This is a genomic window from Bacillus sp. FSL M7-0791 (assembly GCF_038627085.1).
Lineage (GTDB): Bacteria > Bacillota > Bacilli > Bacillales > Bacillaceae > Bacillus > Bacillus safensis.
This window is the reverse complement of sequence record NZ_CP152022.1, coordinates 1,686,353-1,707,683: the sequence shown is the minus strand read 5'-3', so window position 1 is coordinate 1,707,683 and position 21,331 is coordinate 1,686,353. Positions and strand designations below refer to the sequence as shown.

At 37.9% G+C, this 21,331-nt stretch carries 20 protein-coding genes and 2 pseudogenes; 3 read left to right on the top strand and 19 right to left on the bottom strand.

Annotation, left to right across the window (positions count from 1 at the left end):
* Positions 1-108 precede the first annotated feature (108 nt).
* The 3 genes from MHI08_RS08640 to yneA form a co-directional block, all read right to left on the bottom strand.
* Positions 109-339, bottom strand: a complete 231-nt coding sequence (locus MHI08_RS08640) for a DUF896 domain-containing protein (protein WP_056766592.1) — start codon at positions 337-339, stop codon at positions 109-111.
* Between the two features lie 69 nt (positions 340-408).
* Positions 409-1,056 carry a recombinase family protein gene (locus tag MHI08_RS08635; RefSeq protein ID WP_024427081.1) on the bottom strand — a complete coding sequence of 216 codons (648 nt, stop codon included), beginning with the start codon at positions 1,054-1,056 and terminating at the stop codon, positions 409-411.
* A gap of 17 nt (positions 1,057-1,073) precedes the next feature.
* Positions 1,074-1,385 (bottom strand): cell division suppressor protein YneA, encoded by a 312-nt coding sequence (gene yneA / locus MHI08_RS08630; protein WP_024425130.1) that lies wholly within the window; start codon positions 1,383-1,385, stop codon positions 1,074-1,076.
* Between the two features lie 158 nt (positions 1,386-1,543).
* On the opposite strand from yneA, the gene lexA reads away from it, so the two are divergent.
* Positions 1,544-2,164 carry a transcriptional repressor LexA gene (gene lexA, locus MHI08_RS08625; protein WP_034283422.1) on the top strand — a complete coding sequence of 207 codons (621 nt, stop codon included), beginning with the start codon at positions 1,544-1,546 and terminating at the stop codon, positions 2,162-2,164.
* A 44-nt stretch (positions 2,165-2,208) separates the two neighbouring features.
* Here the strand turns inward: lexA and MHI08_RS08620 are convergent, their stop codons facing one another.
* Positions 2,209-2,658: a hypothetical protein gene (locus MHI08_RS08620; RefSeq protein ID WP_056766590.1), complete on the bottom strand. Its 450-nt coding sequence runs from the start codon at positions 2,656-2,658 to the stop codon at positions 2,209-2,211.
* A 295-nt stretch (positions 2,659-2,953) separates the two neighbouring features.
* Here MHI08_RS08620 and MHI08_RS08615 point away from each other — a divergent pair, with 295 nt between their 5' ends.
* A complete protein-coding gene (locus MHI08_RS08615) occupies positions 2,954-3,496 on the top strand; it encodes an IseA DL-endopeptidase inhibitor family protein (protein WP_041109224.1) in 543 nt (180 codons plus the stop codon).
* Positions 3,497-3,528: 32 nt separating this feature from the next.
* On the opposite strand, the gene MHI08_RS08610 is transcribed toward MHI08_RS08615, so the two are convergent.
* From MHI08_RS08610 to MHI08_RS08580, 7 genes are all read right to left on the bottom strand, one after another.
* Positions 3,529-4,377, bottom strand: coding sequence for an STAS domain-containing protein (locus MHI08_RS08610; RefSeq protein ID WP_056766588.1), 849 nt, complete (start codon positions 4,375-4,377; stop codon positions 3,529-3,531).
* A gap of 144 nt (positions 4,378-4,521) precedes the next feature.
* A complete protein-coding gene (locus MHI08_RS08605; protein WP_044335941.1) occupies positions 4,522-4,902 on the bottom strand; it encodes a NucA/NucB deoxyribonuclease domain-containing protein in 381 nt (126 codons plus the stop codon).
* 257 nt (positions 4,903-5,159) lie between these two features.
* A complete protein-coding gene (locus tag MHI08_RS08600) occupies positions 5,160-6,068 on the bottom strand; it encodes a trypsin-like serine protease (protein ID WP_024425124.1) in 909 nt (302 codons plus the stop codon).
* Between the two features lie 193 nt (positions 6,069-6,261).
* A complete protein-coding gene (locus MHI08_RS08595; protein WP_056766585.1) occupies positions 6,262-9,405 on the bottom strand; it encodes a bifunctional cytochrome P450/NADPH--P450 reductase in 3,144 nt (1,047 codons plus the stop codon).
* A 21-nt stretch (positions 9,406-9,426) separates the two neighbouring features.
* The gene (locus tag MHI08_RS08590) at positions 9,427-10,005 is read right to left on the bottom strand and encodes a TetR/AcrR family transcriptional regulator (RefSeq protein WP_056766583.1); all 579 of its coding nucleotides are present in this window, start codon (positions 10,003-10,005) and stop codon (positions 9,427-9,429) included.
* Positions 10,006-10,232: 227 nt separating this feature from the next.
* A complete protein-coding gene (locus MHI08_RS08585; RefSeq protein ID WP_342500162.1) occupies positions 10,233-10,943 on the bottom strand; it encodes a DUF421 domain-containing protein in 711 nt (236 codons plus the stop codon).
* A gap of 64 nt (positions 10,944-11,007) precedes the next feature.
* Positions 11,008-13,224: an RNA ligase gene (locus MHI08_RS08580; RefSeq protein WP_342500161.1), complete on the bottom strand. Its 2,217-nt coding sequence runs from the start codon at positions 13,222-13,224 to the stop codon at positions 11,008-11,010.
* Positions 13,225-13,334: 110 nt separating this feature from the next.
* On the opposite strand from MHI08_RS08580, the gene MHI08_RS08575 reads away from it, so the two are divergent.
* Positions 13,335-13,526, top strand: coding sequence for a hypothetical protein (locus MHI08_RS08575; protein ID WP_025093255.1), 192 nt, complete (start codon positions 13,335-13,337; stop codon positions 13,524-13,526).
* A 12-nt stretch (positions 13,527-13,538) separates the two neighbouring features.
* Here MHI08_RS08575 and MHI08_RS08570 read toward each other — a convergent pair whose 3' ends face one another.
* From MHI08_RS08570 to MHI08_RS08535, 8 genes and pseudogenes are all read right to left on the bottom strand, one after another.
* Positions 13,539-14,447, bottom strand: coding sequence for a DMT family transporter (locus tag MHI08_RS08570; RefSeq protein WP_342500160.1), 909 nt, complete (start codon positions 14,445-14,447; stop codon positions 13,539-13,541).
* A gap of 151 nt (positions 14,448-14,598) precedes the next feature.
* A pseudogene (locus tag MHI08_RS08565) lies at positions 14,599-15,320 on the bottom strand (lactate utilization protein C).
* Positions 15,320-15,847, bottom strand: a pseudogene (locus MHI08_RS08560) (lactate utilisation protein LutB domain-containing protein); the annotation flags it as partial. The pseudogenes MHI08_RS08560 and MHI08_RS08565, both read right to left, overlap by 1 nt.
* A 75-nt stretch (positions 15,848-15,922) precedes the next feature.
* Entirely contained in the window at positions 15,923-16,663 is a 741-nt protein-coding gene (locus tag MHI08_RS08555) for an ABC transporter ATP-binding protein (protein WP_342492442.1), read from the bottom strand.
* Positions 16,664-16,673: 10 nt separating this feature from the next.
* Complete coding sequence (locus tag MHI08_RS08550; protein ID WP_342500159.1) at positions 16,674-18,362, bottom strand: hypothetical protein; 1,689 nt, start codon at positions 18,360-18,362, stop codon at positions 16,674-16,676.
* Between the two features lie 43 nt (positions 18,363-18,405).
* Positions 18,406-18,927 (bottom strand): stage II sporulation protein M, encoded by a 522-nt coding sequence (locus tag MHI08_RS08545; protein ID WP_254966785.1) that lies wholly within the window; start codon positions 18,925-18,927, stop codon positions 18,406-18,408.
* A 92-nt stretch (positions 18,928-19,019) separates the two neighbouring features.
* On the bottom strand, positions 19,020-20,618 hold the full coding sequence (locus MHI08_RS08540) for a M48 family metallopeptidase (protein ID WP_342492441.1): 1,599 nt from the start codon (positions 20,616-20,618) through the stop codon (positions 19,020-19,022).
* A gap of 39 nt (positions 20,619-20,657) precedes the next feature.
* The gene (locus tag MHI08_RS08535) at positions 20,658-21,314 is read right to left on the bottom strand and encodes a YIP1 family protein (protein WP_254966789.1); all 657 of its coding nucleotides are present in this window, start codon (positions 21,312-21,314) and stop codon (positions 20,658-20,660) included.
* Positions 21,315-21,331 lie beyond the last annotated feature (17 nt).

Sequence of the window (21,331 nt, the reverse complement as noted above, 5' to 3'; positions counted from 1 at the left end):
AGAAGGATTTTGTCACATTTAGTTTATCGATCACCTAAAAAGTTATGCAAATATGAAAAAAGACGAGAATGTTCTTCCCATCTTTTCAAAATTCAAGAAATCACAACCTTAATGAAGGTTCTGATCTTTTTCTCTTTTTAATTTTTCTGGTGTAACATCGTTTCCTTCAGGGTCCAAGATTTTGACAGTTTTAAGTGTATTTTTCATAGAAGAACGAAAAGCTTTCAAATACTCTTCTCTCAACTGCTTTTGTTCTGTTTTTTCAGCGTCTGATAAACCGGTTTCTTTCGACTTTTTTGAAAGCTCATTTATTCTTGCAAGCTGTTCTTTAGAAATCATGACAAACTCCTTTAAAGCATTTTCTCTACATACTACTAAATATCAATCATTTTGACAACAAATCACGCTTTAGGTGGTAAGGCCTTTTTCATATTCTTGATACCTTCTATGCACTGTTGCTTTTGAAATGTCAAAACCTAATGCCTGAAGAGTTGCGGCAATTTCGGCGAACGTCATGTTATTTTTTCTTAATCGAACAATTTCTGAAATTGGCACTTCAATACGCTCACGGCCAGGTGCATGGTCCTGCTGCCTTAAATTTAGTTCGGGCTGATATCCGCGCTCAACAGCCCTTTTCATCCCCCGCTTGATTTTCAGGTTATGAATTTTCCGTTGGTACTCTTCGACGACTCCTACAATCTCGATGACCATTTCATCTGCTTCTGAAAGCTCAAGCTCTCCTCTATGAAACACGCTGTATACCTTTACCTTCTCTTTAAATAGACAATGAAGAAGCGCAATTTTTGCTTGTCCTCTTCCAAGACGTGTTTCATCTTGGATAAGAACGGCATCGATCGACTCTTCCTTCAGTGCAGCAAGCATTTCAAACACGCCATCACGATCTAGCTCATATCCACTTGCTTTTTCTTTGATGACTTTGACCACATTCATCTTGTGCATGGCAGCTAAAGCCAGCAGTTCTTCTTCTTGTCTTTTCAGCGAGGTTTCCTGCTCTTCTTTCACAGTGCTTACTCTCGCATAAATGATTGCGTTCATGTCTTCAATCGACCTTTCTACTGTACTGTTGCAAGTTGATATACGACTGGATGCTCTTTTTTCACGGGTATGACAAGAATGTCTCCAGGCTGGATTTCTGTTGAAGCAAGATCATTGTGTTCTGTTACCCAGTCAATAAATGCATTTTTGTCGATTGATTTGCTGTCATTTACTTGATCAGCTAACCCCCACAGAGTATCTCCTGATTGAACCTCTATTTTAACATATTGATTTGAATCATTATGGCTTGTGACTGCAATAAGTGAGAGAAATATGCCAACGATGAATGAGAATACCCCAATAAAAATAATAGATTCTTTTAACCTCATAATGTCATCTCTCCTAATAGAATGTGTGTTCGTTCTTTCTGTCTCTCATTATAAATACGAACAAACGTTTCTGTCAAACGTTTTTTCGAACCTATGTTTGTACTGTTAGGAAAAACATGCTATAATTTCTTTAAAATTGACGTTTTGAGGTGCAAAAGATGACGAAGCTATCAAAAAGACAACTCGATATCCTGAAATTCATCAAAGATGAAGTAAAAAGCAAGGGTTATCCCCCATCCGTCCGTGAAATTGGAGAAGCTGTCGGTCTAGCATCCAGTTCAACGGTCCATGGACATTTAGCTAGACTAGAAACAAAGGGCTTAATAAGAAGAGACCCGACAAAACCTAGAGCGATCGAAGTACTAGATGAAGAGGAAATGAATATTCCAAAGAGTGCTGTAATGAACGTTCCAGTCATCGGAAAAGTAACCGCCGGCCTTCCTATCACAGCTGTTGAGAATGTAGAAGAATACTTCCCTCTTCCAGAGACTTTTGCAGCACCAGACGAACAAGTGTTTATGCTTGAAATTATGGGAGAAAGTATGATTGATGCAGGTATTTTGGACAAGGACTATGTCATTGTGCGTCAGCAAAGCACCGCTAACAATGGAGATATTGTGGTCGCCATGACAGAGGAAGATGAAGCGACAGTGAAACGTTTCTATAAAGAAAATACACACTTTAGATTACAGCCAGAGAATCCATCAATGGAACCGATTATTTTACAGAATGTGAGTATACTAGGTAAAGTGATTGGCGTATTTCGAAATATTCATTAAAAAAAGCCGGTTTTCATCAGCTGCTGATGAAAACCGGCTTTTTCTTATGCACAAGAATATGCAAGAATACTTGAGCTTGGGAAGGAACCAAATGTAAAGTTCGGCCATATAAAGCCAGTTGTTCGGCCAAAAGGCTGTGAGGAAAGAACGAACATTAAAAATACTTGACCGTTTCTCAAAAGCACAATCGTCCATCTTCTATTACATCCCGCTGCAAATTGTACAGTTTGATGGCCTCCGCCAACACCTTGCCCCGATATAAGCGACTGCATACTTTGTGGCTGAGAGAGTGCTTGCTGATACTGGGAAATGATATGCTGCGGCGGTGCCGGCGGTGCTGAGTGTCCGCCTGAACCTTGCCCTGGCCAAGTACCTCCTCCTCCGATCGGAAACCCAGGAACCCCTCCACCTTGAGGAATACCAACAGATGGAAATCCTTGCATCTGCCTATCATATGAGTACCCATTATACACACCTTCATACGGATGATACATATTAAACACCACTTTCTTTAGACATTCATCACGATAGTATATGTCTTAAATAAAAAAGAGTGTTAAACGTCTAAATAGAAATTTTTCCAAAAGACGTTTCGTTCTTCTTTAGAACGGTTAAATAATGATTAAGAAGAAAAATAAAAAAATGAAAACTTTTTGTCTCCCTCAAACGTTATATAATTAGAAACAAAAGAAATAAAAAAACATTTAGATTTAATACTTGTAATATTGCTGTAATTATTGTAACATTTGTAACATAAGAAGTTTTCATTGAGAAAAGGAGGCAATCGCCTTGAAAAAATTATTTGTTTTATTAACTGCTATTATGCTTATGATCTCATTACAAACAACAACATTGGCCGCTTCCAAGAAATCAGCCGCTTTGACTAATAAAGAAGCGTTACATATTGCCCTTGATGCAAGAGAACATTTTTGGAGTGCAATGTCAGGCTACAAAATTAAAGACCATTCTAATGTCAAATTAAAATCATTTACCTATAAAGATATGACGTACAACTATCTTTCTAAAACATTTGATACAAAGAAAAAATTAAACAGCTACCTATCTCAAGTTTTCACTCAAGATGCCATCAAACATGGTTTAAAAGATTATCAGTTCATTGTTCATAAAGGCAAAATGGCTGTTCCAGTCGGTGATGGAGACAACATGCTCAATTGGGAAAAAGCCACACCTAAACTTGTTTCTAAAAAACAAACGGTCCGCACATATGAATTTACTGTCCCAACACTTGATGGACGCAAAGTAAAACGAACTGTTACGTACGAAAAAGTACAAAAAAATTGGAAAGTCACACAAATTGACGCTGTCATCTAAATAAAAAACCAGGCCATTCATCGGCCTGGTTTTTATATTGAAGAAAATTCAGTCATACGGTCCAGCGCGTGAGCAAGTGATGATGCCGTGCGAAATTCATTAAAAGGAAGCCCGAGCTGCACTGCTGTTTGGGCAATTTCTGGTCTAATCCCTGAAATGGTCGTCTCTACTCCAATTAACCGAAGTGACGTGACAAGATCAAAGATTTGATGAGCCACCATTGTATCAATAATGACCACACCCGATAGATCAATACATAAATGCTGAACACCTTTTTGCGAGCACTGATTTAGCGTATTTTCTAAAATAATCTTTGCTCTCGCTGTGTCAATGTCACCTACTAAAGGCAATAACGCAATCTGGCTTTTTAAGACAATCACCGGTGAGCTCAATTCGTAAATCATATCTCTTTGAGCCATGAGTTTTTCGGTTGTATTTTTCACATATTGCTGGATAAACACATGGATTGAAATATTAAACGCTTCGGAAATTAAATCATACCAATAAAAGATGCGGTCAATATCAATGTCATCTTGACGCTGTTTGATAAATTCTTTTAAGTAATGCAGAACCACTCTTTGATTGGACATGTATTCTCTCACGACATAATCTAATGGTGTATTTAAATGCTTTGGGTCACTGGCTAAATCCTCAGACCATTTTTTAAATTCAGTATGTAAATACGTCTTATCTTCAATAATAGCTCGTATAAAATGCTGGTAATAATCTTGATTCTGCCGTTTTAGCTCTGCTATGATGCTGGAATCTGTTGAACGATATATGGATTCTGGATCATCGTCCTCAATTGATTCATACCATGTTTCAGTCAGCTTCTCTGCATGCTGCATAAAAAAATCGTATAATGCACGGTTCTTATCCATAAGCAAATGTCCCTTCACATTTTCTTCTTGTCAGTCTTTGTACCTTATAGATTGATTGTACCACTGAATCTTTTGTCCCTGCTAGCTCGAATAGGCTCTGATGATAAACAAAAGAGCCCCCACTCTAGGGAGACTCTTTCCGATTTATTTCACAATGAATAATATTCTTTTCCCATCAGGAAACCCGCTGATTTGGTGCCCGACCCATGAGCCTGCTCCCCTATTATCAGATGGACTGACATATTGTACGCTTGCTCCTTTTCCTCCCTCAAGACAAACCGCCATTGGCCATTCATCCCGGTCAAAGCCAGGTTTTGTCGGAATTCCTTTTAATGATTCTTGCCTGCGGGCATCTGCTCCATTTCGGTCAATGGTACACACATCTGAATGCCCTTTTCGAATGGCTTCTTGAATATGACTGCCTGTTTCAGGGTACCTTTCCTTTGGAAATTGAACGACATGATCATATCGATCAGCCCCTTTTGCTGCCTGCTTCTCTCCAAATCCACCTAACAACGTGCCCATCCATATCACAAAACATAAGGCGACAGCAGCGATCCAGCCTCTTTTCATCTTCAAAAGCGCGTGACCTCCTCATCCATCATAAGCATCATCTTGACTTAAAGGAAATGTGTCATTTTAATGTATGAGTGGTGTGCAGATGACATGAGAAAAAAATGAGGAGGCTCTCAATCTCAAATCTCTCAGATTAGAAATATGAATCCTATCAAATCGATTCATACAAAAAAGCTTGTCCCCTATGAAGGAAACAAGCTCTATTTTTATTGCGCTTTCGCATAGTTTATAAACTCAACAAAGGCAGCTGTCGCTTTCGGCCCGCCATTTATCGTTCCGTTTGAATACCCAGCGTTATGAACTCCAACGATTTGCTGGTTCTGATCCAGCATGGCAGAACCTGAATTTCCGCTGAATGTATCAATCGTATAGTACGCTAGATTCGTATCTTCTCTCGTCACAGGACCCGACATCTCCCACTGTGACACCTTGCCAGTCGATCTCATTTTATCACCAGGATATCCTGAGATTTTAATGGTTGTCCCAGTCAAGTTTGTCACCTGGCGGATGGATCGGTAGCCGACCGTATTGCCAATGTTCGTATCGGTTTTGATCACGGCAAAGTCATATTGGCTTGCACCAGTATTAATATATCCGCTTGGCACATAGAACTCAGTCATTTTTGCTGAACCGTTCACCGCAGTACTATCATTCATACCAGGATATACAGTTCCTTTTTCACTATAGCTTCTCGATGCTGTATTGTACACGCAGTGTCCGTTTGTCAAAATTTTGTTAGGAGCAATGAGTGTTCCCGTACAGCTTGAGCCGCCAAATGTAATATAAGCAATCGAATTGTATGGTGCCACTCTTGTATTTGCTACTTTGGTTCTACCATCGTCTCCAATGACGACTTTCGTTTGAAAATCTTTTAAATATTTTGATAGTGGTTTTACTTTTTCGCCAACAGTAGAAGAAAGATCATCCACTTTGTCAAAGGATGAGGGGGCTTTCGTATCATTGTGGAAATCACTTGAAGAAATCACTTTACCATCAGAAGTCACCATGTCATAATCAGACGTTAGTACTGAATCCGATGCGGCATGGGCAAAACTAGGCACACTTAAAGCACCAAAAACGAGAAGAGAAGGGAGTAACATTTTCACCTTTTTCATTATATTCCTCCTTTATGTCCTATATCAAAAATCATACGATTGTTTCATATTGGAGTAAATGAGAGAATATTCTTATTTTTTACAAAATATTTCATTTCCAAATTAGGTGTTTTGTATCTTCCCAACCTTCATTCTATCGATCTCTTTCTATGAGAACAGAAAAAACCGCCTAATAGGCGGTCTTTCCTCTTTGTCAGCTCCACACATCTTTTACATATCTATTGTCATTTGCGAGGGCTTTCAGCCAATTTTCAGCTGTTTCCTTCGAGCATTGTTTCTCGTTTTGATAGAGATCGATCAGTGTAGCCTCTACATCTGGAGCCATGACTTTTCCGTCTCCGCACACGTACAGGTAAGCACCTTGGTCAAGCAATTCGATCAGCATGCCGCCGTCTTCTTTCAACAAATGCTGAACATATACTTTTTGCTCATCGTAACGAGAATAAGCGCGATGGATATGGACAACTCCGTTTTGCGCTGCAAGCTGCATTTCATCAAAATACAGATCATCTTCCTGAGGGTGACGGCAGCCAAAATATAGGTGGGCTTCGCCTAGCTGCTTCCCTTCCTTCTGCCACACTTCTCTTGCCTGAACAAATCCTCTAAATGGAGCGATTCCTGTACCTGGTCCAATCATAATCATCGGTATGTCTGAGGAAGGGGGCAGCTGGAATCCGTCTTGCGCTTCATGCAGGAAGCAGGCTACTTCTTCCCCTTCTTTCAGACCACATAAATAGGTTGATGCGACTCCGGCATATTCTCCGCTGCCGCTCCATGCTTTACCTTTGACAACCGCCACTGTGATACTGACTTTTTCTTCATCTACCTTTGGCGAACTAGAAATCGAATAATAACGCGGCTTCAAACCTGGTAAAAGCGCCAAAAAGTGCACAAACGGCAGCTCACACGCTTCATATTGATCTAATAAATCCAGCATGGTTACTCGTTTCTTTAAGATGGCTTCTTGATATGCTTCACCAGCCATTTGTTCAAGTTCCACGCGGTGAGGCGGACATACCGTATGTGCTGCAAGCTCTCTTAGCTGTGTACGTGTCGCAGGCTCTTGAAGCTCAACATGCGAGGCGAGTAATTCTTTGATTGGAATCGGCTGATCTAATGGTAAATGACTTGCCTCTTTATCAGATGAAAGCTTAATGCGCTGCTCTGGATCTAGTTTAAAGCGGCGGGTCACACGTTGAACGAGTGCATCACTATTTTTCGGCACAATCCCGATATGATCCCCTTCTTTGTATGCTTTGTCAGCAGGCAATTTCAGTTCAATATGTCTTGTCTGCCGCGTGCTTGTTTCTGATTGTAATTCTTCATTTTTCAATACAACAGCTGAAAAGGCATCATATATTTTAGCTACAGGACGTTCCACTAGCTCATTCGTATAAGAAACTGATAGGTTTGGTTTTTCCTTCCCCTTTTCTTGGAAGGTGAGCTTAAATTCTTTTGCAAGCTGTTCGAAGACTGTTTTCTGGAAGATTTCTTTATCCTCATCCATATCACCGCCTGCATCACCTTCTCCTAAATCAGCTACACGTTTGGCTCCTTTTCTTTCTAGAGCTTCATCAATCAGACGGGGGATCCGCTGGTACGTACTCGCCCAATTTCGATCTCCGCATCCAAAGACCGCAAATATCACGTTTGATAAATCCTGCTCCTCATCCTGCGCCAGCCAATCCACGAATTGCTTCGCATTGTCAGGTGGATGTCCGTTGTATGAAGCGGTCACGATGAGGACAGCACCTGTATCTGGCAATTGGCGTGTAAAGTCATCAAGCGGCGCAGTGGTCACATCAAACCCTTTTGCTTTCCCGTCTTCAGCCAATTCGTTCGCTATTTGCTTTGCTGTGCCAAGGTTTGAGCCATATAAAACTAACAGTGGTGTACCATGACTCGCCACTTTTGATTCACTAGATTTAGTGCTTTTCTTCGGTTCTTCCTTCGGTGGTGCCATAAAGAATTGCTGCTTCCTTGGCCGCACTTTGATTTTAAAATCGTTAGGTTTAATTGTGAGAGATTCTTTTAAATCAAGCTCATAAGATGTGTGATCAATTAACTCTAAATTGTGCAGGACCATCGCGAGAACCATCGTAGCTTCATGCAGGGCGAACTGCATACCGATACATGCTCGCTGTCCATTCCCAAAAGGTTTGTAGGCATGCTGCGGGATTTTCTCAGGATGCGTAAACCGCTCTGGTTTAAATTCTTCAGCATCCTCGCGCCATACCGCTGGATCACGGTGTAATTTAGGGAGAAGAACAGAGACACTTTGATTCTTTTGAATCGGATATTTCCCCCCGATTACTGTGTCCTCTTTCGCATAAAGAGAGAACGTAGGCGCTGTTGGCCAGAGGCGGAGAGCTTCATTTAACACCATACGAGTGTAGCTTAGCTTTTGCACCTGTTTAAATGCCGGAAGCCCGCCCTGCAGCACCTCATCTGCTTCCTGGACGGCTTTCTTTAATTTCTCTGGATTCTTTAGTAAGAAATAAATCGCAAATGATAGCAGTCCGCTTGTTGTTTCGTGCCCTGCAATTAAGAAGGTGATGATTTGATAACGGATATTTTCATCGGATAAACGTTCACCTGTTTCAGGGTCCTCTGCATGCAGCATAAGAGACAGTAAATCATCGCCCGTTTTATCTTGTTTTCTTCGTTCCTGAATAATGTCATCTACTAATTTCTTCATAAAATCGACATGCTGGTCAAATTCTTTTCTTCTTTTGATCATCAGTTTATCTGCAATTGGCAATCGGCTCGACTGCTCCATTGCTTCATTTAAACCTTTCAGCATGCTGTCGATGAACGGATGCTGATTTTCTTTATAAAAGCTGTTAAAGCGAAAATCAAAACCGCAAAGGCCTATTGTATCTAAAGTCAGCTTTGTCATATCCTCAGCTACTTCAATTTCTTCATCACGGCCTGTTCTTTGCCATTTTTGCACAAGCTGTGTGGCAATATCGAGCATCATTTCATGATAGCCCTTCATGGCCTGCTGGCTGAATGCAGGCATCAAAATTTGATGAGCCTTTCTCCAGTTCGGTTCTTCTGTCCAGCTTGTAAATAGTCCATCTCCTGAAAATGCTCTAACTTTACTCAGACTAGTACCAATATATTTATCAAAACGGCTCTCGTCACATACTTCTTTGACAAGTTCATGGCTGGAAACAAAAATACTTGTTGCATTTGAAAATTCAAACTGAAAGATCGGTCCTAATTCATCTGCCAGCCGCCAAAAGGTTTGAGAAAGCTCTCCTTTTTTTATATGGGGAATATTTTTAAAAGGTCCGTATGTTTTTGGTTTTGGAATGATTGATGTTTGCTTCATATGCCCACTCCCTTTATTTCTTTAAGATGCAACGCTGATGGCACGCCATAAACATTGCTCAATATCCTCTAAAAATTCAATCGTTGGCTCTATTTCTTCTGCAAGAATTTGTTTATGCAGCTGCACAAAAGCACCAAATACAATGGATAAAATGGTTCTGCCTGAGAGGTTTGGGTGAATCCCATCCTTTTTCCCTTCTTCAAAGATAAGGAATAGCTCATGTAACAAATGCTGCATTTTCTCTTTGCTCGTCTCGTCTAAGTAATGGGACCGTTTATCAATCTCTAAGAAATACAGCCCGCTTGGATTCTCCTTTGTAAACAAAACCAAGCAATAAAATACATGCTTAAAGTACGCCCGGATACTTAACTTTGGATCTGGATTGTTTGTGTTCATTTTTTCGATAAATGCTGAGAGGCTGCGCTGGTACAAAATATTGACGAGTGCCTCCTTGCTGTCAAAATAACGGTAAATGGTGCCCGCTCCGACGTTTGCTCTTTTTGAAATCATCGGCATTGTGGTGCCATCAAAGCCTCGTTCAATAAATAGTTCCAGCGAAGCCTTCATGATCTGTTCTTGTTTATCAGTCACTGCTGGCATTTCATCCCCTCCTTTTAAAATATAGGAATGAACGTTCATTCCGCTTGTGGCATATTATATTAATATTTTAATTTCATCTATTTATACTTAAACATACTTATTTTACTCCGTCACTACATTTTCTGAAAATAATAATAATTGAGAAATGATACCTAGTCACATGACATCCAAAGGACATATAAAGATTGTCAAATGTGTGTCATGCAGGTGTCATCAGCACTACACATTCATTCCTGATCGATTGGGGAATGAATATGGTCGTCATATGTATCAATATATAAGCTTCCATTACTTGAACGGACAGCATAAACAATATCCTTTAAGGACAGCTGCCTTTTTTTAAGCTCTTCTTCTATCCATTGCTCTGTTAATTGATTTTCTTGTATGTTTTTTTGGATGAGTTTCCCGTCCATGATGACTTCAATCGGCATGTAACGCTCTGCCTCCATGAATAAATGAAGGTCCTTCCGCGTGACTTTTTCAAACGAAGGGTATTTTTTCACTGACATATGCCCATCTGTTTCAATCATTGCAAATTCACCTTCGCTAATATCAAAGATGTCTTTTTCTCTCAGCTGCTGATTTAAATAATCAAGGGTATATCTCATCCCTTTCATATTTCCTTCAAGAATTTTTCCATTTTGTATGACAAGTGTTGGTTTACCCGCCATCAACCCTCTCATCTTCCGGCTTCTTAATGCAAGCAGGGAAATCACATAAATAATCATGACAAGTGACACAAAGGAAATCGTTGTGTGCTGAAGCGGGAGCGTTGTATTAAACGCCAGGTTCGCTGCAATTGAACCTAAGCTGATGGCTGCTATAAAATCAAAAATATTCATTTGCGCAATGGTTTGTTTCCCTAAAAGACGTGCTCCTCCAAATAAAATCGCAAAAGCAAACATCGTCCGAATAATGACTTCAATATGGTCAGGCATGCAAGTGTCCACCTTTCAATTGCATCAAAAAAAGCCTTTTCCTAAGAAAAGACTCTTTGTTAGACTATGCATTTATTTCATCATTATTCAATTGGGCAGTACCGCTTTGTTCAAATTGTGATCGCAGTTCAATAATTGAACTATTCCTCACATGATCTGCTTCTTGCTCAAGAAGCCATGTATAAAATCTTGCTTGCTCCGCTGTCTGCAAAGCCTGCATATATTTTTGCGAGGTACGCTTCTCTGCAACGCGCTGCTTCATCCCGCGCATCTGCTTCCAGAATTGATAATAAGGGAGCTTGAGTTTGGTCATAAAGCCTTGATCATCCTCAATGACATACCCCTCTTCTTTAATTGTATTATCATGAGAGACCGCCTGATACCATTTATAAAAAGACGTCCAATCATGGAAAACAGCCACTTCCTGCTTGCAGGATATTCCAAGCTGTTCACTTAATCTTTTCACTTCAGCGAATGGTGCTTTTTCATAGCTTAACTGCCGCTTCACAATATCAAGTAAAATGAGTTGATCTTGTTCATATGTGATAATATGCGGATCTTTTTTTGGCAAAATGACTTCAAACACAAGAGATACATGGTGGTCACGGACATATGATTTAATGTAATCAGCCTGCACGTCACTGAAGGTCTTGTCAAATAGCTCTTCGACCCATGAAGCATGCTGATTTTGTTTCACATGTGATGTATACGATTTGGATGTAAACACCAATTCATCTTCCATTTCATTATACCCAACAGTTCCTAAGTATCCATTTGCTTTATCATATACGGTGACAGGGAATTGCAGATGGTTCACTAAATGCTGCATTCTTGTCTCCGGACGCTCATCAATGTTAAAAAATTTATTGTAGCTTCTAGACACAATCTGCTTAGAAACCATATTGACAAACAAACCTCTTGCTTTCACATTCACATCATCCCACTGCCGTTCACTAAAAGCCTTTTTCGTAAAATTAAAAGATGAAATATGGTGCGGAAGTTTTAATTCCTGTACGTATTCATGCTGATCTAAATGAGCTAAAAAATCATCCAGTGAAATATCTGGCTGAACAGCAGCCGATTGTTTTTTCTCAGACGCTCTGTAGACTGGATTGTCAATTTCATGAGTCTCAATCCCGTCAGCTGTGATTTTCAACACCCGCAGCTGCCCCCCAAATTCAACCTGACCTTCTAGGTTATAAGACCTTTCCGCTGCGTGAATAGGCAGTCTGTATAAATTGCGATGCCCGTGAATTTGGATGATATCCAGCCCAGCCGTATTTTGAACAAATAAGTGATCAATATCATCTGAATATTCTCCTACGCCGTGAATGAGCTGCTGTGTTGAGACATGAAGAAGTTCTTCTGGCAAATGAGCAAGCCCGCCATGTGTAACAAGAAATGTCTGATCATGGTACGTAAAATAAGTAAGCTGATGAAAGGTTCTGACAAACTTTCGTACTTCCTTCAAATCAAAGTTTGCTGCTTCGATTTCAGGCACAGTATGACGATTAAACATATTGCTTCTGACTTTTTCACCATGTGCAAACCGGTATAAATGCTGATCATGATTGCCTTCAATGACGATGACATTCCGGCATTCTCTATGGGCGAGCATCCATTCTAATACTTCTTTGTTTTCTATTCCTCTATCAAGCAAGTCACCTGCAAAGATATAAAGTTCGTTTTCTTTGATGTCTCCTTGCAAATAGGTGGTAAGTGCGGTGTAACAACCGTGAATATCTCCGAAAACATGAATGGCCTCATATTGATCAAAGGATCGAGGCTGATAAGTCATCACTTGCGGATATTCCTCCGGCTGCAAAACAGTCACCCATGACGGGACCTTTTCTGTTTTTAACCGCTCGTTCATTTGATACAAAACAGATTCCCGCACCACTTTGTGAGATTCACGTGAGCGATTTTGCAAAAGAGCTGTTTCAAGGGGTACCTGCGTGAAATCGACGACATACACCCTGTAACGATAAGATGTCGCTAAAGACTTGTATTGAGAAATCGATTTACTTGAAATATGTGTCGCATCAATCACAGTAAAGTCTCCGCGCTCCATACGGGCTGTGAGTAGATCGAATAATAAAGACCAAACTTTGTGGTCATGCTTGCTTGAAATGTCTAGTTTCCCATTGACTGATAGCTGCGGCGGCTGAGTTAACAGCCGGATTTGATCCGCTGATAAAGTGTAAGGCTCTAAGCCTTGTTCTTTGATCCATGTTGATTTACCTACGCCTGGGAGACCTCGTAAAAGGACTAAAGTTCTCATATTGGTTCTCCTTTAATGAGTGATATTTTACCTATTATAGATAAATTATGGATAAATCTCAATCTTTTATTGATTATGGTAATATATAGGTAGAAAAGGAGGTTTTACGTATGTCTAATGGAGAGAATGTGGCATTCAACATGGGAGATCTTCTATTTCAAGTGTTCTCTCTTCTATTCATTGCCTTTATTGTGACAATCATTGTCATCGCGTTTCGCATGATCAGAAGAAAACGAATGGAATTGAAAAAAATCGAGGCAAGATTAAACAAAGTAATTGAAAAAAACGATTTAAAAGAGTAAAAAATCCGGAAGTTAACCGGATTTTTTTGTTTTCATCACGATACCTTGACGCTGCTGCATCAAAAAGAAAAAGACGCCTAAAAGAACAAGCAGACCGCCAAGCATTTGAAGCAGCGTGACTTTCTCTCCAAGCAGCCATACAGCAAGGATCGTTGCCCCAACAGGTTCACCTAGAATACTCATTGAAATGGTAGTCGCATTAACATAGGTTAATAGCCAATTATTAATGACATGAGACATCGTGGGAATAATGGCGAGCAATAAAAAAATTCCCCACTCTTTAACCGGATAGCCTATAAAAGGAGTTTGCTGAAGCAGGTTGAATAAAATTAAAAAAAGACCGGCAAAGCCAAATACACAAAAACTATAAATCCAATGAGATATTTTTCTTACAGCCTGTTGGCCTATTAACAAATAACAAACAACAGCGATCACACTCAAAAAGGATAAAAGATCTCCTAAGATGGCTTCCTTGCTATGACCAATATCTCCCCAGCCTATCATGAGGGCACCAACAATCGCCCCACACATCGTTAATATTGCAGACATTGTTGTTCGTTCACGGAAAATGAGGAATCCGCCTAATAAGGACACCATCGGCTGAAGGGCGATAATAATGGTAGAGCTTGCCACTGTCGTCAGCTTCAGTGAGCCAAACCACAACACAAAATGGAGTCCTAAAAAGAAGCCTGAGGTACATAAGAAAAACCAGTCTCTGCGCTTTATCGAGAGAAATTCTTTTTTTCTTGGCAAGATAAACGGCAGCATGAGAGCCGCCGCAAAAATCATTCGATACATACTTAAAATAGCAGCAGGTGCATTTGACCATTTCACAATGATTGCAGAAAACGAAATAGCAATAATTGAAATCACAAGCGGCAGTGCAATTGATTTCGTTTGAGCAGTTGTCTTCATTTCCATTAGCAGCTTCCTTTACATCAGCAGTAGATGGTAGATGAGCAGTTCATCTTGTATGTCGTCATCTTACTATGTCCTTTCACCTAGTGGCAAGATGATTTTTTAAAACTGGCGTGAGCTTATTGGATGAAAAAAGCTTTCATTACGAAAGCCTTCATTCATCATCTATTAACAGATAAACGGCCTGAACTGAACCATGAACCCCTACCACTAAATTCATTTCAATATCGGCAGAATTACTTGGACCTGATATAAAATGGATGGCACCTTTCGCCTGCTCCCCTCTTCTACTGAGCGATTAAGATCCGAAACAGCCTGAATCATTCGCGGAACAATCGAGCTTTTCTCTATACACACGATATACATCATCGGCAAAAAATGCAGCGCTCTCCCTTGACCTTGGTGGGATGAAAGGACAACTGTACCTGATTCTGCAAGGGTATAATCACTGAACACAACTGCATATTTCGCTTGTTCTGCCTGCCTTATGTTTTCTTCTCTTGATACATCTGTATTCCAGCAGGCGATGGAAATCCCTTCTTGTTGCAAACGGTCAAACATAGAGCGGAAACCATATTGTTCAAAGCGATGATCACGCGATGTCATCACAGCACCCTCACCATATTCTGTCATCAACAATCGTAATACCGAGGGCGCTTTCTCCGGTGTTGTTTCGACTACTCTTGTATGAATTTGCTGACATTGCTTTTTCAATTGCTCGACTAATTCATCTTTAGACAAACTTCCGTTTGTTTCCCACTGGACTTGATGCTTCCATGCAGGCCGTTGAATAGATGCAGATGGGCAAGAGTTTTTACCTAATTGATGCTGGATATGAGATAAAAACGACTCTCGGTGAGAAATGGTCCCCTTCATCACTGCTCCTCCTTTTGTCTCTTTTTAAACCAATCCCTGAATCTTTCTTTATTTGGAGCTGGCAGATCACGAATATCTGTCCAATTCTTTAAAGGGCCTATTCCTCTTGAAATTTGTCCGTTTGAAGCCATCCGATTCATCAGCACAGGGGCTGCTTTTGTTCCAAATTGATACACCCCAGGAGTCGATGCACCCATGCCAAACATTTTCATCGCCATCATTTCAGCTTTAGGCGCTCTCCCCTCTTTTTCAACGATCACCTGCTTATTTTTAATCAATAACTCATGAAGTGGAATCTTCACTGGACAAGCATCCGTGCAGGCTGCGCACAAACTTGATGCAAAGGGGAGTTCTTGATAGTCATCATAGCCGCCAAGAAGAGGCGAAAGAACAGCTCCGATTGGTCCTGGATAAATTGAACCGTACGAATGTCCACCAACATGCCGATAAACGGGGCAGACATTGATGCAGGCTGCGCACCGGATACATTGGAGAACTGGCTGAAAGGCGGTTCCTAATATATTTGACGAAGAATGTATCTATAGAACTTAATGTGCTTACTAGTGTTGTAATCAATGTTATTCTGTGTTTTCTCAAACCAATCACTCTTTAAAATTACTATAAGAATGTGTCAACATATGAAAAACTTCTTCTAAACTATGAGTATTTCCATTCATTTGACTGTCTTGCAATCTTATTTCCTCCAAGCTACCAGTGGCAATACAATTTCCTTTTTCAATTATTACTAGTCTGTCACATAATTTTTCTGCTACTTCAAGTATATGAGTACTGAAGATGATGGAGTTTCCTTTATGAGTAAAGGCTTTTAAATAATCTTTAATCGCCTTTATGCTTTCTGGGTCTAATCCTGTAAATGGTTCATCCATAATCAAGAGAACCGGATTATGAACTAAGGCACCCATTAATATAATTTTTTGACGCATACCTTTTGAATAGGTTTTAATTAAGACATCAATTTTTTTTTCGAGAAAGAGTAGTTGGGACAGATCGGATATAAAAAGATCAATTTGATTGGAGGGAACTCCTCTTAATTCACCCATGAAGGTTACGTATTCTCTACCTGTTAAATAATCATAGGGACTTAAATCATCGAATACACAGCCAATCTGTGACTTATATTCATTGGGATCCTCCACCTCATATAAACTTACAAATCCGCTGTCAGGTTTCATTAATCCCGATAATATAGATAAAGTTGTCGTTTTACCAGCACCGTTTGAACCCAATAAGCCTAAAATTTCACCAGAATGTATGTGGAAACTTATTTTTTTTATCGCAGGTATACTGCCATATGACTTGGAAATATTCACCACATTTAACATATAATCATCCTTACTCACTAAATTCACTTAAAGATGCGAAGTTTTTAAATTCAGAATTTGTTAATTTTTTGCAGCATAAATGGAATAGGATTGAACTAATCATAAATGCCATTGACGAAAATAATATTACGGTTAACAAAGAATTTTTGGAGATTATGATGATTAAACTTCCAATCATAATAAATAAACTCGACAAAAATTTACTCATGATACTGGACCTTGTGCTAGGCAAATCCAGATAGGTTTCTCTTTCATAATTCGGGAAGGTAATACTGGAGACTAAAGCAATTAGTATTGTAACAACCATCGTTAATACATTTAAAAGAAGAATCAATAAGAAATTGACGTCAAATACTAAACAGGTTGCTAAACTAACACCAATTGAAAAAGGCAGTGCAACTCCTAACAAACTAAGCACCTTGGCTAAGCATATTTCTTCAACTCTTACAGGAGTAAGTAAAAGATAAACAAAACTTTTTCCTTCAAAATCAGGCGAAAAGCGATTAAAAAGTCTATGGATTATCATAACAGCTCCTGAAAGATGGAGAATAGAAAAAACCGAAAAATGATTTCCCTCTATAAAAGAAATATTTTTGGAGGATAAAAAATAATAAGGTATAAATATCAATATGTATTGAAAGATAATTAATAAAAATGTTTGATTAAATCTATACATCTGGATTCTTTGAAAATGTTTATAATCTTTTTCAACAATTTTCCTTGTTAAAAATGGAATAAATTTAAGGTGTTTTAGAACCATAGACAATCTGGACAAATACAAATTAAATAAACTGTTTCTTATCTCTGTTCCAGTGACATTGGAATTATTCCGCTGAAAAGAAACAATATATGCATAGACTTCTAAATGTTTTAAAGATTTACCCATTAACCAACAAATACAAATCCCAATAAAAACAGAGATAGAGAGAATTGTCCATTTATCACTTATAAAATGAAATGGGTTAAAGAACACTAGTAAAGACTGGATAATATAATGGTTGTAAATTAATAAGTAATTTTCCCTTACCAAGCTACTAGGTATATATTCAATAAAAGGAAAAAGAATAGAAAAAAAGAGTATAGTTATTATTATTTTTGTGAATAAAAGAAACAGGCTATAATTCAATCCAATTCTTTTACTTACTTTAGCCGAAATTATTTTCATCACTATATAGATTTTTAACGTCGCTACAATTAATATTATAGGAGTTATAAAAAGAAATAAAAACATCCCAGTTGCTAAACTAAAGTTCAGCTTTGCGGCTATATGAATGAAAAAGAGCACGAATATTACGAATAGTAGTAAACTTTTAAATAATTCACGCCCAATTAACTTACTGAGTATTATTTTATTAACAGATGGAACAATAGAAGATAGTAACTTAAAGTCTTTAAGTTCTAGCATACGGTACACATTAGAATAAACATTGCTAGTCAGAATGATTAATATTATTAATAAAAATAGTCTATAGGTCCATTCACTTTGCTCTTTTCTAGTTAATGGTTCTAAATTCTCAATCATAAATTCAACTGTATAAGAAGTAAAAAAATTAATAATAGTCAATGTAACAGTGATGATGATACTTCCTACAAGAAATGGGAGATAAACACTATGCATTCCACCATTTTTATGGGTATACAAAAATCTGTTTAAGATACTTCTAAATTTATATTTGTTAATCAAATAAATTTCTCTCATATCCATCTACCTCTAAACATCAAAATGATATTTAAAACTAACTTCATATATTTAGGAGTATTAATCCTTCAATCAATGACGCTGTGAATAAAAAAATAATATACATAGTAAGTAGGATAACCATATCTATTAAGTCCTGCTTCTGTATAAATTTCCGGTTTCCACGAATGGATTCAATCGTTATTTCACCAGGTTTTATAGCAAATGCAGTGACTAGAGCTATAGCAATCATCTCAAAAATCCCATGAAATATCGTGAATGTAATTACAGTTGAAATTGACATTGTTTGAGAGATGCTATAGATGGATACTCCAAGTAAATATCCTTGTAAGGAAACATATATTATTGATAAAAAACCGAGTGAAAAAACTCCAATTAACGCTGGCAGCAAGATAATGAAATTATGCGAAAAAATTGAGAAACAAACAGCAAACCCATCATTCTCACTATCACTAACCCCTTCCTCCAAATAACTAAGAGGAATGGTAGTCACGCTCATATCATTGTTAATCGATAAGAATAATATAGTACCGAAAAAGCTAATAAAAACAACTAATAAAGCCAACTTCAACACCCGGAAATTTCTCTTTATAAATAGTTTTAGCCAATTATATTTGAAATGGTTCAGTTTAGCCTTCATATAATCACCTTGTTGACTCAATTGGTTTTCTTTATGTTCTCAATTCGTTTTTCAAAAGAGGGGTGACTTTCACGCCATTCAGACTTTCTTCCATAATCTCCATCTTCTTCTTCAATAAGACTGCTTAATTTAATCAAAGTATTGAGATACAGTGTTTTATTCTCAAGATGGGAAACAGCAAAGTTATCAGCCTGAATCTCAAATAACCGGCTGATTTTCTTTGGCAACCATTCCGTTATGAAGATCATGAGAATTACTCCTACTGGGAAAATAAGAACATATTGCCACCATCCGTTAGCAAGCATAACCTGTCTGGCATAATACATACTGATGCCCATAAATAATGTTACGATCAAAGTTAGAAACATGGTATAGTGCGCATGTTTTAACTTCGCATGCCCCATTTCATGGTATAAGATAGCACGAATTTCATCTTTATCAAACTTATCTAACAACCCTTCTGTCACATACACATCGACTCTTCTTTTAAATGGAAGTTTAAAAGAATATATCCAAGCATTCACATCCTGTTGAGAGTCTTTTTTCACCCAAATATTTACCTTTTGTTTTGTCTTATTCTCAATATCCTTGCGAATATTCATGAATGCTTCCGTATTTAAAAGTTCATATTTGTTTATTATTTTTTGAATGATTGAGTAACCAAAAATAAATAATATGATTAGGGCGAAGTACCAGCCACAAAATAGAAAAAGGTTATCCATGATCTTCGCTTGAAACGACAAAGGAAGTAATAAATATGATCCGAAATATAACAAAGATAAGGTGGCAGCACCAAACAAAACAACTTGCTCCCTAACATTCATTAAGAACGAATTTCCTGACGCGCCTTCATTTTCTTCTAAATCTTCAGGCGTATCTTTTGTAGTATACTCAAATGAATAAGCTGTCAATAAAATTGACAGGAAACTAGGTACAAGTATAGAGAGAATAATGCTTAATACATAAGAGCCTGTTATTGATAGCACATACCCCATTAAGAAATAATAATTTAATCCCAAGGGAAGAAAGATGGCTAAAACAAAGGGAATAAATAATGTGAATAGGTTTTTCATAGATTCATGAAGATTAAAAAATAAAAATAACATAGCTGGAAAAAGAATTCCCATTAAGGTAATTAATATAATATATGTGGTATTATGCTTAAAACCTGTTTTGACCTTAGTAGTTTCTGTTAAATTCGTTAGATTGTATTTAGAGAAAAAAGGATTTTGCGATACCTGTTCCATCTTGATTTTATCATCATGAATAGGTACAAAACCTCTTCTTAGAAAAACTGTTGCCTTATCTTTCATTAATTTGTCAGTTTCAATTGTGCTAATTCCATCCCTAGATGGAATCTCTGTGAAATGTATTTGCTTTCCCCCCAATTGAAAGGCTGCTTCTGATCGATCTTTGGAGTGACCTTCTTGATAGGTTAATAAAAAATCACCTTGATAAAGGGAATGGGAGATTAATACTTTTGGATTGTTATCTTTGTTCGAATCAAGTAGAACAAATGGAGAAACAACTGCTGAACGGATACCAACTTCAATCAAAATGACTATTATTGTAATAATGCTTGCAATAAAATAAGAAAGTGAGGCTTTTCGTAACATTTCATCACATCCTACTAACTGATTATAGGGTTAAAACAATTACATAAATGAAGTGAAAATCTCTGGAATTATTTTTAAAATTGTGTTTAGTAAGAAGGTGAAAGCGATAATCATTATGGACATCCACTTACTAGAATCCCTTAACAAAATTTTCACACCTAAATACATGATTATGTACTGCCAAATGACAAAAAAATCTATATTTTTTAAAAAGCTGCTTAAAAGAGAATTATCGGTATCTTTTAATATACCAGAAAATCCTTTAATCTCGTACAATTCTCCAGAAAACATCACTAATAACGAGAAAGAAAACACCTTAATGGCTATTGGAACCCAACTATAACCGATAATACTGGATACCGCTCTGAATTCCCGGGTTTCAGTAGAAAACAGTGATACCATAAAATAGATGACAATTGCTTGAATCAACCACTCTATAAGTAATCCTCCACTTATAATAAAAGTGAAAATACCAATAATGATAGCTGAATTAGACAACTTGTCTTCTAATTCAAACAGGTGAGAAATTTCCTGTATTAAAAATTGTGAGGTGGATAGTACTAAAAATATTCCTATTAGCATAATTAAAATGAACGGATAAAAATTCTTAGGTTTTTCAATTAATTTATTAAATAAAGATACTGGTTCAAATAATACAGATACGAATGATTTAACGCCCTCTACAATTTCTTTCACCACACGGCTCCCCTTAT

What these genes read in the sequence shown, in the direction of transcription:
- MHI08_RS08550 (WP_342500159.1), bottom strand. Translation starts at nt 18,362, where the DNA reads ATGAGAGAAATTTATTTGATTAACAAATATAAATTTAGAAGTATCTTA.
- MHI08_RS08570 (WP_342500160.1), bottom strand. Translation starts at nt 14,447, where the DNA reads ATGGAAATGAAGACAACTGCTCAAACGAAATCAATTGCACTGCCGCTT.
- MHI08_RS08555 (WP_342492442.1), bottom strand. Translation starts at nt 16,663, where the DNA reads ATGTTAAATGTGGTGAATATTTCCAAGTCATATGGCAGTATACCTGCG.
- MHI08_RS08540 (WP_342492441.1), bottom strand. Translation starts at nt 20,618, where the DNA reads ATGTTACGAAAAGCCTCACTTTCTTATTTTATTGCAAGCATTATTACA.
- MHI08_RS08610 (WP_056766588.1), bottom strand. Translation starts at nt 4,377, where the DNA reads ATGGATAAGAACCGTGCATTATACGATTTTTTTATGCAGCATGCAGAG.
- MHI08_RS08635 (WP_024427081.1), bottom strand. Translation starts at nt 1,056, where the DNA reads ATGAACGCAATCATTTATGCGAGAGTAAGCACTGTGAAAGAAGAGCAG.
- MHI08_RS08585 (WP_342500162.1), bottom strand. Translation starts at nt 10,943, where the DNA reads ATGCCTGACCATATTGAAGTCATTATTCGGACGATGTTTGCTTTTGCG.
- MHI08_RS08605 (WP_044335941.1), bottom strand. Translation starts at nt 4,902, where the DNA reads ATGGGCACGTTGTTAGGTGGATTTGGAGAGAAGCAGGCAGCAAAAGGG.
- MHI08_RS08600 (WP_024425124.1), bottom strand. Translation starts at nt 6,068, where the DNA reads ATGAAAAAGGTGAAAATGTTACTCCCTTCTCTTCTCGTTTTTGGTGCT.
- yneA (WP_024425130.1), bottom strand. Translation starts at nt 1,385, where the DNA reads ATGAGGTTAAAAGAATCTATTATTTTTATTGGGGTATTCTCATTCATC.
- lexA (WP_034283422.1), top strand. Translation starts at nt 1,544, where the DNA reads ATGACGAAGCTATCAAAAAGACAACTCGATATCCTGAAATTCATCAAA.
- MHI08_RS08595 (WP_056766585.1), bottom strand. Translation starts at nt 9,405, where the DNA reads ATGAAGCAAACATCAATCATTCCAAAACCAAAAACATACGGACCTTTT.
- MHI08_RS08580 (WP_342500161.1), bottom strand. Translation starts at nt 13,224, where the DNA reads ATGAGAACTTTAGTCCTTTTACGAGGTCTCCCAGGCGTAGGTAAATCA.
- MHI08_RS08575 (WP_025093255.1), top strand. Translation starts at nt 13,335, where the DNA reads ATGTCTAATGGAGAGAATGTGGCATTCAACATGGGAGATCTTCTATTT.
- MHI08_RS08640 (WP_056766592.1), bottom strand. Translation starts at nt 339, where the DNA reads ATGATTTCTAAAGAACAGCTTGCAAGAATAAATGAGCTTTCAAAAAAG.
- MHI08_RS08620 (WP_056766590.1), bottom strand. Translation starts at nt 2,658, where the DNA reads ATGTATCATCCGTATGAAGGTGTGTATAATGGGTACTCATATGATAGG.
- MHI08_RS08590 (WP_056766583.1), bottom strand. Translation starts at nt 10,005, where the DNA reads ATGCCAGCAGTGACTGATAAACAAGAACAGATCATGAAGGCTTCGCTG.